Source organism: Fundidesulfovibrio magnetotacticus (genome assembly GCF_013019105.1).
Lineage (GTDB): Bacteria > Desulfobacterota > Desulfovibrionia > Desulfovibrionales > Desulfovibrionaceae > Fundidesulfovibrio > Fundidesulfovibrio magnetotacticus.
The window spans coordinates 1-13596 of the sequence record NZ_BLTE01000023.1; the positions used below are offsets into that span (position 1 = coordinate 1).

At 67.8% G+C, this 13596-nt stretch carries 16 protein-coding genes; 6 read left to right on the forward strand and 10 right to left on the reverse strand.

Annotated elements, in window-relative coordinates; all coding sequences use genetic code 11:
* Nucleotides 1-75: 75 nt before the first annotated feature.
* The 3 genes from pgsA to NNJEOMEG_RS18350 are packed head-to-tail and all read right to left on the reverse strand — an operon-like array spanning nt 76 to nt 2267.
* Nucleotides 76-630 (reverse strand): CDP-diacylglycerol--glycerol-3-phosphate 3-phosphatidyltransferase, encoded by a 555-nt coding sequence (gene pgsA, locus NNJEOMEG_RS18340; protein ID WP_173086926.1) that lies wholly within the window; start codon nt 628-630, stop codon nt 76-78.
* 32 nt (nt 631-662) lie between these two features.
* A complete protein-coding gene (locus NNJEOMEG_RS18345) occupies nt 663-1598 on the reverse strand; it encodes an Mrp/NBP35 family ATP-binding protein (protein WP_173086927.1) in 936 nt (311 codons plus the stop codon).
* A 24-nt stretch (nt 1599-1622) separates the two neighbouring features.
* On the reverse strand, nt 1623-2267 hold the full coding sequence (locus tag NNJEOMEG_RS18350) for a protein-L-isoaspartate(D-aspartate) O-methyltransferase (RefSeq protein WP_268885703.1): 645 nt from the start codon (nt 2265-2267) through the stop codon (nt 1623-1625).
* A 134-nt stretch (nt 2268-2401) separates the two neighbouring features.
* Here NNJEOMEG_RS18350 and NNJEOMEG_RS18355 point away from each other — a divergent pair, with 134 nt between their 5' ends.
* The gene (locus tag NNJEOMEG_RS18355) at nt 2402-2833 is read left to right on the forward strand and encodes a CBS domain-containing protein (RefSeq protein ID WP_173086928.1); all 432 of its coding nucleotides are present in this window, start codon (nt 2402-2404) and stop codon (nt 2831-2833) included.
* Between the two features lie 95 nt (nt 2834-2928).
* Here NNJEOMEG_RS18355 and NNJEOMEG_RS18360 read toward each other — a convergent pair whose 3' ends face one another.
* Nucleotides 2929-4152 (reverse strand): M24 family metallopeptidase, encoded by a 1224-nt coding sequence (locus tag NNJEOMEG_RS18360; RefSeq protein WP_173086929.1) that lies wholly within the window; start codon nt 4150-4152, stop codon nt 2929-2931.
* Here NNJEOMEG_RS18360 and NNJEOMEG_RS18365 point away from each other — a divergent pair.
* From NNJEOMEG_RS18365 to NNJEOMEG_RS18385, 5 genes are all read left to right on the forward strand, one after another.
* The gene (locus tag NNJEOMEG_RS18365; RefSeq protein ID WP_173086930.1) at nt 4151-5026 is read left to right on the forward strand and encodes a DMT family transporter; all 876 of its coding nucleotides are present in this window, start codon (nt 4151-4153) and stop codon (nt 5024-5026) included. The genes NNJEOMEG_RS18360 and NNJEOMEG_RS18365 overlap by 2 nt on opposite strands.
* A 97-nt stretch (nt 5027-5123) precedes the next feature.
* Nucleotides 5124-5522 (forward strand): CoA-binding protein, encoded by a 399-nt coding sequence (locus NNJEOMEG_RS18370; protein ID WP_235957031.1) that lies wholly within the window; start codon nt 5124-5126, stop codon nt 5520-5522.
* 1 nt (nt 5523) lies between these two features.
* Complete coding sequence (locus NNJEOMEG_RS18375; protein ID WP_173086932.1) at nt 5524-5979, forward strand: YkgJ family cysteine cluster protein; 456 nt, start codon at nt 5524-5526, stop codon at nt 5977-5979.
* On the forward strand, nt 5976-6755 hold the full coding sequence (locus NNJEOMEG_RS18380; protein WP_235957032.1) for a DnaJ domain-containing protein: 780 nt from the start codon (nt 5976-5978) through the stop codon (nt 6753-6755). Before NNJEOMEG_RS18375 ends, NNJEOMEG_RS18380 begins: the two co-directional genes overlap by 4 nt.
* A 13-nt stretch (nt 6756-6768) precedes the next feature.
* Nucleotides 6769-7212 carry a hypothetical protein gene (locus tag NNJEOMEG_RS18385; protein WP_173086933.1) on the forward strand — a complete coding sequence of 148 codons (444 nt, stop codon included), beginning with the start codon at nt 6769-6771 and terminating at the stop codon, nt 7210-7212.
* A 795-nt stretch (nt 7213-8007) separates the two neighbouring features.
* Here the strand turns inward: NNJEOMEG_RS18385 and NNJEOMEG_RS18390 are convergent.
* The 6 genes from NNJEOMEG_RS18390 to rpsT form a co-directional block, all read right to left on the reverse strand.
* The gene (locus tag NNJEOMEG_RS18390) at nt 8008-8457 is read right to left on the reverse strand and encodes a metal-dependent hydrolase (protein WP_173086934.1); all 450 of its coding nucleotides are present in this window, start codon (nt 8455-8457) and stop codon (nt 8008-8010) included.
* A gap of 114 nt (nt 8458-8571) precedes the next feature.
* Nucleotides 8572-9729: a SufB/SufD family protein gene (locus NNJEOMEG_RS18395; RefSeq protein ID WP_173086935.1), complete on the reverse strand. Its 1158-nt coding sequence runs from the start codon at nt 9727-9729 to the stop codon at nt 8572-8574.
* Nucleotides 9730-9742: 13 nt separating this feature from the next.
* A complete protein-coding gene (locus tag NNJEOMEG_RS18400; protein WP_173086936.1) occupies nt 9743-10501 on the reverse strand; it encodes an ABC transporter ATP-binding protein in 759 nt (252 codons plus the stop codon).
* A gap of 94 nt (nt 10502-10595) precedes the next feature.
* Nucleotides 10596-11318, reverse strand: a complete 723-nt coding sequence (locus NNJEOMEG_RS18405) for a rhomboid family intramembrane serine protease (RefSeq protein ID WP_173086937.1) — start codon at nt 11316-11318, stop codon at nt 10596-10598.
* A 59-nt stretch (nt 11319-11377) separates the two neighbouring features.
* Complete coding sequence (locus tag NNJEOMEG_RS18410) at nt 11378-13069, reverse strand: dephospho-CoA kinase (RefSeq protein WP_173086938.1); 1692 nt, start codon at nt 13067-13069, stop codon at nt 11378-11380.
* Nucleotides 13070-13300: 231 nt separating this feature from the next.
* On the reverse strand, nt 13301-13567 hold the full coding sequence (rpsT, locus tag NNJEOMEG_RS18415) for a 30S ribosomal protein S20 (RefSeq protein WP_173086939.1): 267 nt from the start codon (nt 13565-13567) through the stop codon (nt 13301-13303).
* Nucleotides 13568-13596 lie beyond the last annotated feature (29 nt).

The window sequence follows — 13596 nt, forward strand, 5'->3', positions numbered from 1 at the left end:
CAAAGCCGCCCTGCTCCAGGCTGCGCTTCGCGCAGGGCTGCTGAAAAAGCCGCAAAGCCGACTTTATCAGCAGCCTCAGGTCCTGGCCGGAGGCCAGGACCTGAAAAACGTATACATGTAATTGGCCCCGGACCCGATGGTCAGGCCCAGCGCCACATAGAACAACATGAGCCCCAGCGGCTGCGGGTCGAGTCCCCACGTCGGGTAGTGCAGGATGAGCGGGCACAGGGCGAACGTCTGGATGATGGTCTTGAGCTTCCCGAAGCGGTCCGCCGCGATCACCACGCCCGCGTCCGAGGCCACGGCGCGCAGGCCCGTCACGGCCATTTCGCGCCCGATGATGGCCGCGGCGGCCCAGGCCTCCACCCAGTCCAGGCGCACAAGCATGATGAGCACCGAGCAGATGAGCAGCTTGTCCGCCAGCGGATCCAGGAACTTGCCCAGGTTGGTCACCAGGCCCATGCGCCGCGCGATGATCCCGTCCACCACGTCGGTCACGGAGGCCAGGATGAACACCACCGTGGCGGCCACGCACATGCCCTCGCCGGGGAAATAGAGCATCGCCACCAGCACGGGCGCCACGGCGATGCGCGCCAGGCTCAGGATGTTGGGCAGGTTCAGGCCTTCCATGGCGTCCTCCTTCCGCGCCGCTTCGGGGCGCGTCAGTTCCTCAGAGTGGCGTGGGCCTCGATGCTGGACTTGGCCGCGCGGTCGATGTTGGCGGCCAGGGACTTCAGGGCCTCCTTCACCGGCGAGGGTTCATCCATGAGCACCACCGGCCTGCCCACGTCGCCGGCGACCACCGTCACAGGGTCCAGGGGCACGGCGCCCAGGAACTCGATGCCGTATTTCTTCGCCAGCTCCTCGCCGCCGCCCTTCTTGAAAAGGGCGATCTCCTTGGTGCAGTGCGGACAGATGAGCCCGCTCATGTTCTCCACCATGCCCAGGATGTTGGCCTTGGCGTACTGCAGGAAGTTGATGGCCTTGCGCACGTCGGCCAGGGAGACTTCCTGGGGCGTGGTGACCACCACGCACAGGGCGTCGGGGATGGTGCGCAGCACGGTCATGTGTTCGTCGCCGGTGCCCGGGGGCGAGTCGATGACCAGGTAGTCCAGGTCGCCCCACTGCACGTCGGAGATGAACTGGCGGATGGCCGAGGTCTTCATGGGGCCGCGCCAGAGCACGGCCTGGTCCGGATCCTTCAGCAGCGATTCCATGGACACCACGAAGAGGTTCTCGCCGTAGGCCTTGGGCGAAACCTCGCCCATGGCGCTGGCTTCCAGGTTGCCCGAGAGGCCCAGCATGCGCGGCACGCTGGGGCCGTGCAGGTCCACGTCCAGGATGCCCACCTTGTTGCCCATGGCGGCCAGGGCGGCGGCCAGGTTCACGGCCACGGAGCTCTTGCCCACTCCGCCCTTGCCGCTCATGACGAAGAGCTTGTAGGTGATGCGCGAAAGCGCCGTGCTGATGCGCGCGTTCTGGCGCGCGGTCTTCTCATCGGCGCAGCCCGAGGGGCTGCCCTTGGAGGAGCAGGCCGAAGCCTTGGAGCAGCTGCCGCAGGCGCTCTGGCTCTCCTCCCCCTTCTTCTTGATCTTCATATCCTTGCCATCCTTTCCGGCGCTCTACCAGCCGTGCTTCCCCACCAGGTCCACGAACGTCACCTGGCCCAGGGTCTTGCGGCCGATCCTGCCGTCTTGTTTCTTCACCATCACCAGCGTCTGGCTGCGCCGTTCCGCGCCCACGGGCATCACCAGAAGCCCCGGGTCGGCCAACTGCTCCAGGTAGGACTGGGGCACCTTGGGGCCACCGGCCGTGACAAGGATGCGCTCGAAGGGCGCGTGTTCCGGCCAGCCCATGGTCCCGTCGTCAAGCTTGAGGTGCACGCTCCCCAACCCCATGGCCGCCAGGCGGTTTCCCGCCAACTTGTGGAGTTCCGGCACGCGCTCGACGCTGTACACCTGCGCGCCCATCTCGGCCAGCACGGCCGTCTGGTAGCCCGAGCCCGTGCCGATCTCCAGCACCTTCATGCCCGGGCCCACGTCCAGCAGTTCCGTCATCCAGGCCACCACGTAGGGCTGGGAGATGGTCTGGCCGTATCCGATGGGCAGCGGATGGTCCTCGTAGGCCTGGGGCTTGAGGGCCTCTTCCACGAAAAGGTGGCGCGGCGTCTTGCGCACGGCCGCCAGCACCGCCGGGGAGCTTACCCCACGGGCGATGATCTGTTCGCGCACCATGCGCTCGCGGCTTCGTCTCGGGTCGATGTCCACGGCTTCTCCACTGCGACGGCAAGGGGCATTACCCCACTTTGCGCCGGGACGCCAGACGCCCGGGCCGTCTTTACAGCCTCCGCCCCCGCTGCTAATGCTCTAATCGGGCAAAGACCCGAACCAGGAGAACCTCCATGCTCACCGTGCAAGACCTCATGACAACCCAGGTGTTCACACTGCTCGAATCCGACACGCTCTACACCGCCCGGCAGATCATGGAGATGGCCCGCGTGCGGCACGTGCCCATCGTGGACGCCCAGGACCGCTTCATCGGGCTCATCACCCACCGCGACATGCTGGCCCTGGCCGTCTCCAAGCTTTCGGAGATCGACCAGTCCACCCAGGACGAACTCGACGCAGGCATCCCCCTCAAGGAGACCATGCGCCAGGACGTGGCCACCGTCGCGCCGGACACCCGCCTGCGCGACGCCGCCCAGATGCTCCTGGAGCACAAATACGGCTGTCTGCCCGTGGTGGACGACGGCAAGCTGGTGGGCATCATCACCGAGGCGGATTTTCTGCGCCTGACCATCAGCCTCATGGACGCCCTGGACGAACGTGGCTGACGCCTCCGGGTAGACGCCCGGACGCTCCGGACGGACTCGGAAAGCCCGGACGACGAGGATCGACGCGGCCGGGTCGGCGCCCGGTCGCGACGGCCCTACTCCACGGCGATCATCCCGAAGGCGTCGCCCGTGATGCAGGTCGAGCCCGTGGCCGTCACCTCGAAGGTGTTCTCCACGCCCACCATGCCCACGCCCGGCACGCCCATCTTGGGCTCCACGGCCATCACCATGCCCTCCTCGAAGGGCTCGTCGAAGCCCTTGGCGAATACCGGCCAGGCGTCCACCACCAGGCCGATGCCGTGGCCCAGGAAGGGCACCTTGTTGCCGCCAAGGCCCATGAACCCCTCGGCGAAGCCCGCGCGTTCCGCCCAGGCCCGGCAGTGCTCCCATATCTGCGAGGGGATCGCCCCGGGCTTGAGGTTTTCGGCCGTCCAGGCCTGCACGTCCATGCAGAAGGAATGGGCGCTCTTCACCGCGTCGGGGATTGAGGCCTCGGGACCGCCCCAGTAGACCTGGGTCTTGTCCGTGACGTAGCCCTCCAGGGCGAAGCCGCAGTCCACCGAGAGGGGCTCTCCCTTCTTCCAGACCTTGCCCGCGTAGCCCATGAAGGGCACGGCCGGATGCTCGCCGCGAAGCCCCAGCGGCCCGTTGAACACGCTGGGGTAGTTGCCCGAATCGCCCGCCGACACATGCCCCAGGAAGATTTCCTCCCCGGGCGCGTCCATGCGCACCATGCCCGAGTGCCCCAGCTCGAAGAAGGCCTCCCACACCTGGTGGGACACCTCGCGCTCGCTCATGCCCGGACGCAGGCGGCCCGGCAGCAGCTCCGTCATGGCCCGGTTGTGGCGCTCTCCGCACAGGCGCATCTTGGCGAGCTCCCACGGACTCTTCACGGCCTGGGCCTTTGCCAGAGCCATGTCCCCCGCCACGAAGCGCACGTCCTTCACCCGGGAGGTGAAGAGCGTCGCAAGGTTCCAGGGCAGCGCGGCCATCTCGGCCGCAGCTACGGGCGAAAGGGGCGATCCGGCCTCGGCGCACAGCCCGGCCACGTCGCCGTAGGAGCGGAAGGGGACCACCGTCATCAGAGGCGATTCCAGCCGCGCGCGCTCGATGCCCTTGCGCACCATGAGCACCGGCTCGCCCTCCATGGGCAGCCACAGCAGGCCGTTGCCAAAGGTTCCCGTCAGATAGTAGATGGCCAGCCGGGAAAAGACCACCAGACCGCCCGCCTCGGGGGCTAGCCGCGCCAGGTGCGCCCTGCACGCCGCGTGACGCCGGGCCATTTCACCCGCCGGAAGGATTTCCAAGGCTTCGAACATGTCCAAGACTCCGTTTCATGCCGCCGCGCTCGCGGCGCTTCTGGCGGCCATGCTGCTCTGGGGCGGTTCCTTCGTGGCCATGAAGGCCGCCGTCCAACACCTCGATCCATGGCTGATCGTCCTGGGCAGGATGCTCCTGGCCACCCTGGCTTTCGCCCCGCTTGCGCGGCGCATGCCTCCGCGGCCCCTGGTGCGCGCGCACCTGCCGGGGCTTCTACTCATGGCCCTGGCCGAACCCTGCTTCTATTTCGTCTTCGAGGCCAAGGCGCTCACCCTTACCCAGGCATCCCAGGCCGGGGTCATCACGGCCATGCTGCCGGTGATGGTGGTCTGCGCGGCTGGGCTCTTTCTGGGCGAACGCACTTCGGCGCGGGGCTGGGCGGGCCTGGCCCTGGGCGTGGCCGGGGCAGGCATGCTCTCCGCCTTCGCGCCCGAAGATGCATACTCGCCCGACCCCCTGCTGGGCAACCTCCTGGAGATGGCCGCCATGGGCTGCGCCACGGTGTACACCCTCATGGTCAAGCGCCTGGCCCCGCATTTCTCCCCGGCCTTCCTCACGGCCTTCCAGGCCGCCACGGGCACGGTTTTCTTCCTCCCCGCGCTCTGGTTCTCCCCCTGGCCCGCCACGTTCACCTGGCAGGGGCTGGCCGCCATGGGCTACCTGGGCCTCTTCGTGAGCGTGGCCGCCTACGGCTGCTACAACTTCGCCCTCTCGCGCCTCCCGGCCTCCCGTGCCGCGGCGGCCGTGAACCTCATCCCCGCCTTCACCCTGGTCATGGGCTGGCTCCTCCTGGGCGAAACCATCCAGGGCTGGCAGTGGGCCGGCATCGCCCTGATCCTGGCGGGAACGCGTCTCACCGGACATACCCCTTGAGGCCGCCGGGGTTTGGCGTTAGAAACCCCGATGCCGGGCCGTCGCCCGGCATCAAGGATATCAAAAGGCGGCTCAGATGCTGTTGAACGAAGCCGATATGCGTGAGGCCCTCGCCGGTTGCCGGTCCGTGGCCGTTGTCGGGGCCAAGGACAAACCGGGCAGCCCCGTGGACCGCGTGGGACGCTACCTGCTCGAAAAGGGCTTCACGGTCTACCCCGTGCACCCCGTGCGCAAGACCGTCTGGGGCCTCCAGGCCTTCCCCACCCTGGCCGACGTGCCCGGTCCCGTGGACATCGTCAACCTTTTCCGCGCCGCCGAGCACTGCCCCGCCCACGCCCGGGAAACCCTGGCCCTGCCCACGCTCCCCAGAATCTTCTGGATGCAGCTGGGCATCTTCAGCTTCGAGGCCCGCTCCATCCTGGCCAAAAGCCCCGTGATGGTCATCGAGGACAGCTGCCTCATGGTGGACCACCGCCGTATCTTCCCCGACGCCTGACATGGAAGCGAACAACCTGGCCTTCGACTGCCGCCGCTGCGGCCACTGCTGCAAGGGCGCCGGGGGCATCGTGCTCACCGGCAAGGACCAGCAACGCCTGGCCCTCCACCTGGACCTCCCCCTCGACCGCTTCCTGGCCGACCACACCGTGCGCAAAGGGGAGCGAGTCCTCCTGGACGTGCGCGACGACGGCTTCTGCATCTTCTTCCAGGACGGCTGCGGCGTGCACCCCTCCCGCCCCGACATCTGTCGCGCCTGGCCCTTCTTCCGGGGCAACCTCCTGGACGAATCGAGCTGGGAACTCTGCCTGGAATACTGCGCGGGCATCAACCCCTCGCTCCCCCACGAGGAATTCGTGCGCCAGGGCCTGGCAACCCTGCGCGAACAAGGCGTGGGCGGCTGCGGCGACCCCGACGCGCCCAGCGCCCTGCGCCTGGACGGGATCGCCAAACCGTGAACGTCGCCGAGGCCCACAAGATCCTCGGCCTCGCTCCCGACGCCGGGCCGGAGGAGCTCAAGAAGAGCTACCGCCAGCTGGCCTTCCGCTACCACCCGGACCTCCACCCCGGCGATCCCCTCGCCAAGCGCAAATTCCAGCACCTCAACGAGGCCTACCTCCTGCTCAAGCAGGTGATGGCCGAAGGCCCGCCCAAGGCCGCACGGCGTCCCGACCGCGACAAGGAACCGCCCAAGGCCGACCCCAACGCCAAGCGCAAGGCCAAGGCCGCCTACTCCAAACAGGCCTACACCAAGGCCGACGACCCCGGCGATACAAAAACCAACTACTACTTCCGCCGCGAAGACGTGCTCACCGACCTGCTCAAGGACTCCTTCGCCCGACAGGTCTTCGAGGACATCTACCGCGAGCTCCACAAGCCGGGAGCAGCCCCGGGCCAGACCCAGGCCCAGGACAGCGCCAGCCGAACCCTGGACATCCGCGCCGGAAAATCCCGCCTGCGCATGGACCTCTCCGGAGGTCTCATGAACGGGCTCAAAGGCATGCTCCTCAAGCAGCTCGACGACGAACAGACCGTCCAGGTGCCGCCCACCTCCATCCTCCCCGGCGCGAAGCTTCGCGTGGGCGTCTCCCAAGGCCTCTCCGGCGAAAGCCGCACCGTGGAGTTCACACTGCCCAAGGACTACACCCTCGGCCAACCCATCCGCCTCAAGGGCCTCGGCCGACGCCTCGGCCCCTGGAAGGGCGACCTCTACCTGCGCCTCACCCTGGGCTGAAACCGGATTACGCGTGCACAAGCTCTACGTCCTCCTGCTGGCCCTCTCCATCCTCCTGGCGCTCCTGCTCTTCGCCTTCCTCAAACCCCTGCGAGCCGCCCAAATGGCCGGTGGCCCCTGCGACTACGACCAATTCCCCGGCACGGCCCACATCCTGGAAGCCGTACCCGTACCCGCCGAAAAGGGCGCACCCTCGCACGCCCCCCAACGCTACCGCGTCCTCATCAGCTTCGAGCCCGCCAAACGAGTGGACAACCCCCTCTACCAACCCGCCAAAGCCCACGAATTCACCCTCGCGGGAGGGGGACGCCCCACCAGGCCCTTCCTGGAAAAGTACCGCATCCGACCCGGCGCGACCTTCCCCGCACAACTGATGCTCATCCGCAAAGGAACCTGCACGCCCGTCCTGTTCACCCTGGAAGGCGTGGACGCCGCCGACCACGACGCCCACCGCTGACAAAGACGCGGCGGCAACACGGTCGCGCAACAGGCCCCCGGCGGCAAGGGCTTCGCCCGGATCAGACGGGGCTTCGCCCCGGACCCCGGCAGGGCTCCGCCCTGCACCCGTATATGGCCCCGCCCTCGCGACGTCGGATGGTACGGACAGGTAAGAAGCCTCCGGCGGGCAAAGAGGGCTCCGCCCTCTCTGCACTCACCCGCCGGGGGGAGAGCCTCCCCCCGGACCCCGGCAATTGCTTCGCGTCGGCGGGAGGGGCGGCAGGGCCGGGTGGCGGGGCGGTCGGAGAATATGCCTCCGGGCAAAGGGCTACGCCCTCCGCACTCCCACTCCGCTTCGCGGGCTTCACCAGCGACGACAGTCTGGCCAGCAAGACCTTTGCGGCTGCGCCGCCTTTCGCGCGGGAATTCGCGCAAAGCCGCGAATCCCCGCGCGGGGGGCCGTGGCGCTGCGCGCCAGATTTTCGAGCAAGATCCGTTTCTTGGAATTTTGAGGATAATTCCTTGTTCATCGTCGCTTGCGACGATGGCAATCCGCCGGGATAAGCGCTGCTTTGAGCGTGTTCCCGGCGGTTGTCTGCTGCTGCCCGGGCGTTCGGGGTCTGTCCGCCCCCTCTCACACAGGCCTACCCGGTGAAACCCGCGAAGCAACTGCCGGGTCCAGGTGGGGCTCCCCCTGGCGGGTGAGGTCTGGAGAGGGCAGCGCCCTCTCCAGCGGGTCCAGGGCAGAGCCCTGGCCGCCGGAGGCTTCTTCCTCCGACTGCCCTCCCGCCACCGAGACGACTGTCTTACCGGATCAAAATTCCCCGTCCAGGAGCAGGTGCGAATAATAACCCAGCACGGCGGCGAGGTAGAAGGGCAGCAGGACTTTCAAGGCGACGCCCATGAGCATCATGGGCGCGATGAGGATGGGGCTGGGGATGACGAGCCCGGCCCACCAGGTGTGGGTCCATCCCCGATGGGAACCGATGGCGGGGAGGATGGCGCAGAAGCCCAGGAGCGCGGCATAGCGGTACTGTTCGCGCAGGATGAGCACTGCGTCGGCGGCCAGGGCCACGCCGTAGTAGAGGTGTCGGCCTTTGGAGCTGGTGTCCACGTCGGGGAAGAGCGCGCCCAGCACGGCCAGGGCGGCCATGAGGGCCATGGTCTTGGGATCGGGTTTGTAGAGGCCGAGCCACCACGCTCCGCCCAGGGCGGTTGCTGTAGCGGCCAGGGCTCCCGCGATGTGTCCTTTGTAGCCGGGCATGTGGGGCGGGGCTAGCAGTTCGCGGCGGGAAGTTCAAGCCTGGTGGCCGTTTGAGAAAAGGCCGGGCCGGAGCATCGTCCCGGCCCGGCCTTGCGATCGAGGGCGGTCAACGGTTTAGAACATGTCCTTTTCGCATTCGGAGATGGTCTCGTCGATGACCTTCTTGAGCTTGTCGGGCAGGCCCATGATGTCCACGTTGAGGAATCCGCGCACGATGGTGGAAGTGGCTTCCTCCTCGTCGAGGCCGCGCGCCATGAGGTATTCGATCTCTTCCTGGGCGATCTTGCCCACGGCGGCCTCGTGGGAGAGTTCCACGCCGTCCACGGTGGCTTCCAGTTCGGGGATGGCGTGGATGACGCCGCCGCCGAGGATCAGGCCCTTGCACTCCAGGTGTCCGCGCGCGGGCACGGCGTTGCCGGCGATGTGGCCTCGGGCGATGATGGTGCCGCCGGTGGTGATGGTGCGCGCGATCATTTCGCCTCGCGTGTCGGGCGCGGCCAGGATGATACGGCTGCCGGTGTCCAGGTGGGAGCCCGTCGGGGCCACCATCACGGAGTTGAAGCGGGCCACCGCGCCCTCTCCCGCCAGGGTGACGGTGGGGTACATCTGGAGGTCGCGCACGGGCTTCAACAGCACGTAGTTGTTGAGGAACACACCGCCCTCCTCCACCTTACCGGCGGAGCGCGGGCGCACAACGGTGTTCTCGGCCCAGTTGTGGATCATGGTGAAGGTGAGCTTGGCGTTCTTCTTCACGAAGAATTCGGAGATGCCCAGGTGCGCCGCGCCCTTGGAGGAATGGGCCACGGAGCATCCGGTGATGATGTGCAACTCCGAGTCTTCCTCGACAACGATGATGTTGTGCACGGCCTGACCGGTCATGTCGCCCTTGATGAACAGGCAGGACTGCACGGGCTCCGTGATCTTCGCGCCCTTCTCGGTGCGGATGAAGTATCCGCCGTGGAGGTCGCTGGCGGCCTTGCGGGTGAAGTCGTCCTTGTCCTTGTCGACAAGGGTCCACATGTATTCCTTGAGGCCGTCGTACTTGGCCATTGCGGACTTGATGTCCAGGATCTCCACGCCGGGGCGCTTGCTCTTGCAGTGCACCGCTCCGTGGTCCATGTGCATGTAGGTGCCGCTGACGGCGCTGGCGGCCACGTCCACGCCCGCCATGAGCAGCTGGTGCTTATCGGCCTCGTCGAGGGTGTTGAGGTCGGCGATCTGGCCCGGGGCGGGGGCGGCGAAGTCGAACTGCGAAAGGTCGATGGGCTTCATGGGAAACTCCGTATCAGGCCAGGCAGCGCAGGCATTCCTGGTAGCCGAAGCGGCTGACGTGGTCGAGGATGTCGCGGGGGTTGGATTCGCAGCAGAGCTTGCCTTCGTACATCACCTGACCGCGGTCGGCGTTGATGTATTCGAGGATGTAGCCCGTGTGCGTGATGATCAGGCCGGCCACGTGGCGTCCGCATTTGGCCATGCGCAGGCTGCGTTCGGTGCCCATGGCGCATTCGCCGCCCAACAGTTCGCGCACGGTGTTGCCGATGAGCTTCATGTTTTCCAGGTCCACGCCGGACTCGGGCTCGTCGAAGAGCACCATGTGGGGCTGCTGGGCCATGAGCTGGAGCAGCTCCGAGCGCTTGATTTCGCCGCCGGAGAAGCCCGCGTTGACGTCGCGGTCCAGGAAGGTGTCCATGTTCACGCGGTGCGCCAGGGCGTCCACGGCCACGGGCCTGCCCTGGGCGGTCATGGAGACCAGGTGGCGCAGCTTGAGGCCGTGGATGGTGGGCGGGCGCTGGAAGGACATGCCGATGCCCAGCTTGGCGCGCTCGTGGATGGGGGCGTGGGTGATGTCGTGCCCCCGGAACATGATGCGCCCTTCGGTGATGGTATAATTGCCGAAGCCCATGAGGGTCATGAGCAGGGTCGTCTTGCCGGAACCGTTGGGTCCGAAGAGGATGAAGGTCTCGTTTTCCTTGATTTCCAGGTCGATGCCCTTGAGCACCTCCCGGTCGCCGATCTTCACGTGCAGGTTTTCGATACTGAGCATGGAAGCCTCGTTGTTGGGGGGGACGCCTTGGCCAGCGCGGGCCAAGCGGGATGGATACGCGCGGACGCCCGCGATGTCCAGAACGGCGGCCGGGTCACTCCCGCCGGTAGGCGCGGCTCTCGGGCAGGTAGCAGTAGCGGCAGTCCCGCTTGGACAGAACGCTCACGAGGAACATGCCGAAGGCGAAGCCCCCTGCGTGGGCCCACCAGGCCACGGATTGGCCGTCCACTCCTGCTCCGGTCTCCGAGAGGCCGGACCAGACCTGGATAATGAACCAGAGCCCCAGAAAGAGCGTGGCCGGCACTTCGACGATCCACGGGATGAAGATGATGGGAATGAGCACGATGACGCGCGCGTGGGGGAAGAGCCGGAAATAGCCCCCCATCACCCCGGCGATGGCCCCGGACGCACCCACCACGGGCATGCGCGAGTCCGCGTTGAAGGCCACGTGCAGGGCCAGGGCGGCCAGACCAGAAAGCAGGTAGAACAGGGCGAAGCGCCGGTGGCCCAGGGCGTCCTCAACGTTGTCCGCGAAGACCCAGAACACCCACATGTTCAGGAGAAAGTGCATCCAGCCGCCGTGCAGGAACATGTAGGTGACGGCCGTGGACCATGCCCCGCGGGGATAGCCCATGGCCAGGGCCAGTTCCGGGCTGGTGAAGCGCAGCGGCACGGCCCCGTGCAGGTTGAAGAGCAGGGCCTGGCCGCGCTCCGTGAGGAAGAGCTCCCCCACGAACACCGCCGCGTTCAGGAAAAAAATCGTCCAGACCACGAGAGGCACGCGGATGCGCGGGATGTTGTCCTTGAGGGGGATCACGCGCCACGCCCCGGGGCGCGGCGCGAAACCCGCGCGAGAGGATCGGGAGCCGTCATCATCTAGGAACAATACCCCTTCACGCGCATCCAGGCAAGCAGGGAGGCGACGCCGGCCCGGCGCAGGCCCGCAAGATCACGGAGCAGACGGGCGGCGGCCCGGTCCACGGCGGCAAGGTCCGAGGCGTTCTCCACCACGAAGGCGCAGGCAGCGAGCTTCTTCTCCCGGGGCCACTGCCAGGAGTCCACCTGTGCGGACAGGGCGTCGTCCCAGCCGCGCTTCTTGCGCAGGCGTTGATGGCGCAGGTCATCCGGGCAGTCCACGCCGACCACGAGGTCCACGGCCCCAGCGCCGGTCCATCCCGCCTCCAGGAGCATGGGGACCTCGGCGAAGGCCACGCGGACGCGCGTCTGCTCGCGCCAGAAGTCCTCCAGGCCGCCGCGCACCACGGGATAGAGCAGCTCCATCACTTCGCGGCGCAGGCTCTCGGAGGCGCGCATGGCGGCCAGGAGCGCGGCCTTGTCCACCCCGCCACGGGCCTCGGGCACGAAGCGTTCCCCGAAGCGGGAGCGCAGGAGGTTCGCGCCGTCGCGGCCCGGCTCGTAGAGCGCGGCCACGTAGCGGTCGGCGCTCCACGCGGGCAGGCCTCGGGCCTCGAAGGCTGAAAGCAGCGCGCTCTTGCCCGAGCCCGGGAGCCCCACCACGCCCACGCGCTGGCAGCCGCGGCCAAGATGGAGCAGCACGCGCCAGAAATCCCCGGGCGGCGGACAGACGAAATCGAGGCGTTCCGGAACGCCCTCCTCCGACTCGCTGGAACCAAAGGCCGGATGCGGCAGCCCCAGCTTCCAGGCGTGGAGCATCTGGCGCGAGGCCAGCTTGTGCAGCAGCGGGTCGGAGCGCTTCAGCTCGGCCTGCTCGCGCGAGGCGTACACGACGTCGCCCAGCAGGGGATGCCCCGCATGGGCCAGGTGCACGCGGATCTGGTGCGTACGCCCGGTGTCGATCTCCACTTCCAGCAGGCTCGCCCGGCCCGAGGGGGCGCTCCAGGCCACGCGCCAGCGGCTGTGGGCCTCGCGGCCGCCGCGCTGCACGCACATGCGCGTCTTGTGGGAGGGGTCGCGGCCGATGGGGGCGTCGGAAGAGCCCACGTCCCGGGCGGGCCTGCCGTGCACCAGGGCAAGATAGGTCTTGGAGACCTCGCGCCCGGCGAAAGCCTCGGAGAGGCGCAGACGCGCGGCCTCGTGGAGCGCCACGGCCAGGAGCCCCGAGGTGTCCTTGTCGATGCGGTGGACGATGCCCGGGCGCTGCCCTTCGATGCGCGCCAGTTCGGGAAAGTGGTGCAGCAGCCGGTTGACCAGCGTGCCTTCGGGACAGCTGGGGGCGGGGTGCACGGTGAGGCCCGGGGGCTTGTCCAGCACCAGGAGGTGGGCGTCGCGGTAGAGCACGTGCAGCCCGCCCTGCTCGGGCGCGGGCGTGTCCCGCGCTTCGGGGATGTCCAAGGTCAGGGCCTCGCCGCCGCCCAGCTTGTGGGAGGGACGCGTGACGCTCTGACCGTCCACGCGGGCCAGCCCCGCCTTGATCCACTCCTGGATCCTGGAGCGGGCCACGGGGCGGTGGGCCAGGAGCGCGGTCCAGACCTGATCGAGCCTGCCGGGCTCCGGGGCCGCGGCAGATTCGCGGGAGGCGACGGAAAGCTCGGCCGGATCGGCCGTTTCGAGAACCGGGACGCGTTTCTTGGTGCGGGAAGAGGCCATGCGTTGTGGGATGCCCGGAAAGCCGCGCGGGGTCAACGATTGGAAACACTCAGCCACCGGCGCGGCTGAGGCGCACGGCATGGCGGGATGCCTGGCCCGCGACGGAGACGTCCGTAGCGGCCCGCACCCGGCGGCGCAAGCCGACAGACTGCGAGGCGAAAGGCGCGGGACAAAAGGAAAGAGCCCGCACGGCCACGCCGGCGGGCTCGGGAATGCTTCGTCTGCCGGTGGCTAGACCGCGAGCTTGTTCACGGCCAGATTCAGCCGGGAAACCTTGCGGGCGGCGGTCTTCCAGTGGATGATCTGTTTGGAGGCGGCGCCGTCGAGCACGGCGGTGGCGGCCCGCAGAGCGTCCTGGGCGGCGGCGGTGTCCTTGGACTCCACGGCCTCGCGCACGGCCTTGATGGCGTTCTTCACACGGGTCTTCATGGCGCGGTTGCGGGCACGGGCGATCAGGCTCTGACGGTGCCTCTTCAGCGCGGACTTATGATTGGCCAAGGGATTTCCCTCCTCGCTTCAATTTCAAA

What these genes read in the sequence shown, in the direction of transcription:
- pgsA (WP_173086926.1), bottom strand. Translation starts at nt 630, where the DNA reads ATGGAAGGCCTGAACCTGCCCAACATCCTGAGCCTGGCGCGCATCGCC.
- NNJEOMEG_RS18345 (WP_173086927.1), bottom strand. Translation starts at nt 1,598, where the DNA reads ATGAAGATCAAGAAGAAGGGGGAGGAGAGCCAGAGCGCCTGCGGCAGC.
- NNJEOMEG_RS18355 (WP_173086928.1), top strand. Translation starts at nt 2,402, where the DNA reads ATGCTCACCGTGCAAGACCTCATGACAACCCAGGTGTTCACACTGCTC.
- NNJEOMEG_RS18365 (WP_173086930.1), top strand. Translation starts at nt 4,151, where the DNA reads ATGTCCAAGACTCCGTTTCATGCCGCCGCGCTCGCGGCGCTTCTGGCG.
- NNJEOMEG_RS18360 (WP_173086929.1), bottom strand. Translation starts at nt 4,152, where the DNA reads ATGTTCGAAGCCTTGGAAATCCTTCCGGCGGGTGAAATGGCCCGGCGT.
- NNJEOMEG_RS18370 (WP_235957031.1), top strand. Translation starts at nt 5,124, where the DNA reads ATGCGTGAGGCCCTCGCCGGTTGCCGGTCCGTGGCCGTTGTCGGGGCC.
- NNJEOMEG_RS18375 (WP_173086932.1), top strand. Translation starts at nt 5,524, where the DNA reads ATGGAAGCGAACAACCTGGCCTTCGACTGCCGCCGCTGCGGCCACTGC.
- NNJEOMEG_RS18390 (WP_173086934.1), bottom strand. Translation starts at nt 8,457, where the DNA reads ATGCCCGGCTACAAAGGACACATCGCGGGAGCCCTGGCCGCTACAGCA.
- NNJEOMEG_RS18395 (WP_173086935.1), bottom strand. Translation starts at nt 9,729, where the DNA reads ATGAAGCCCATCGACCTTTCGCAGTTCGACTTCGCCGCCCCCGCCCCG.
- NNJEOMEG_RS18400 (WP_173086936.1), bottom strand. Translation starts at nt 10,501, where the DNA reads ATGCTCAGTATCGAAAACCTGCACGTGAAGATCGGCGACCGGGAGGTG.
- NNJEOMEG_RS18410 (WP_173086938.1), bottom strand. Translation starts at nt 13,069, where the DNA reads ATGGCCTCTTCCCGCACCAAGAAACGCGTCCCGGTTCTCGAAACGGCC.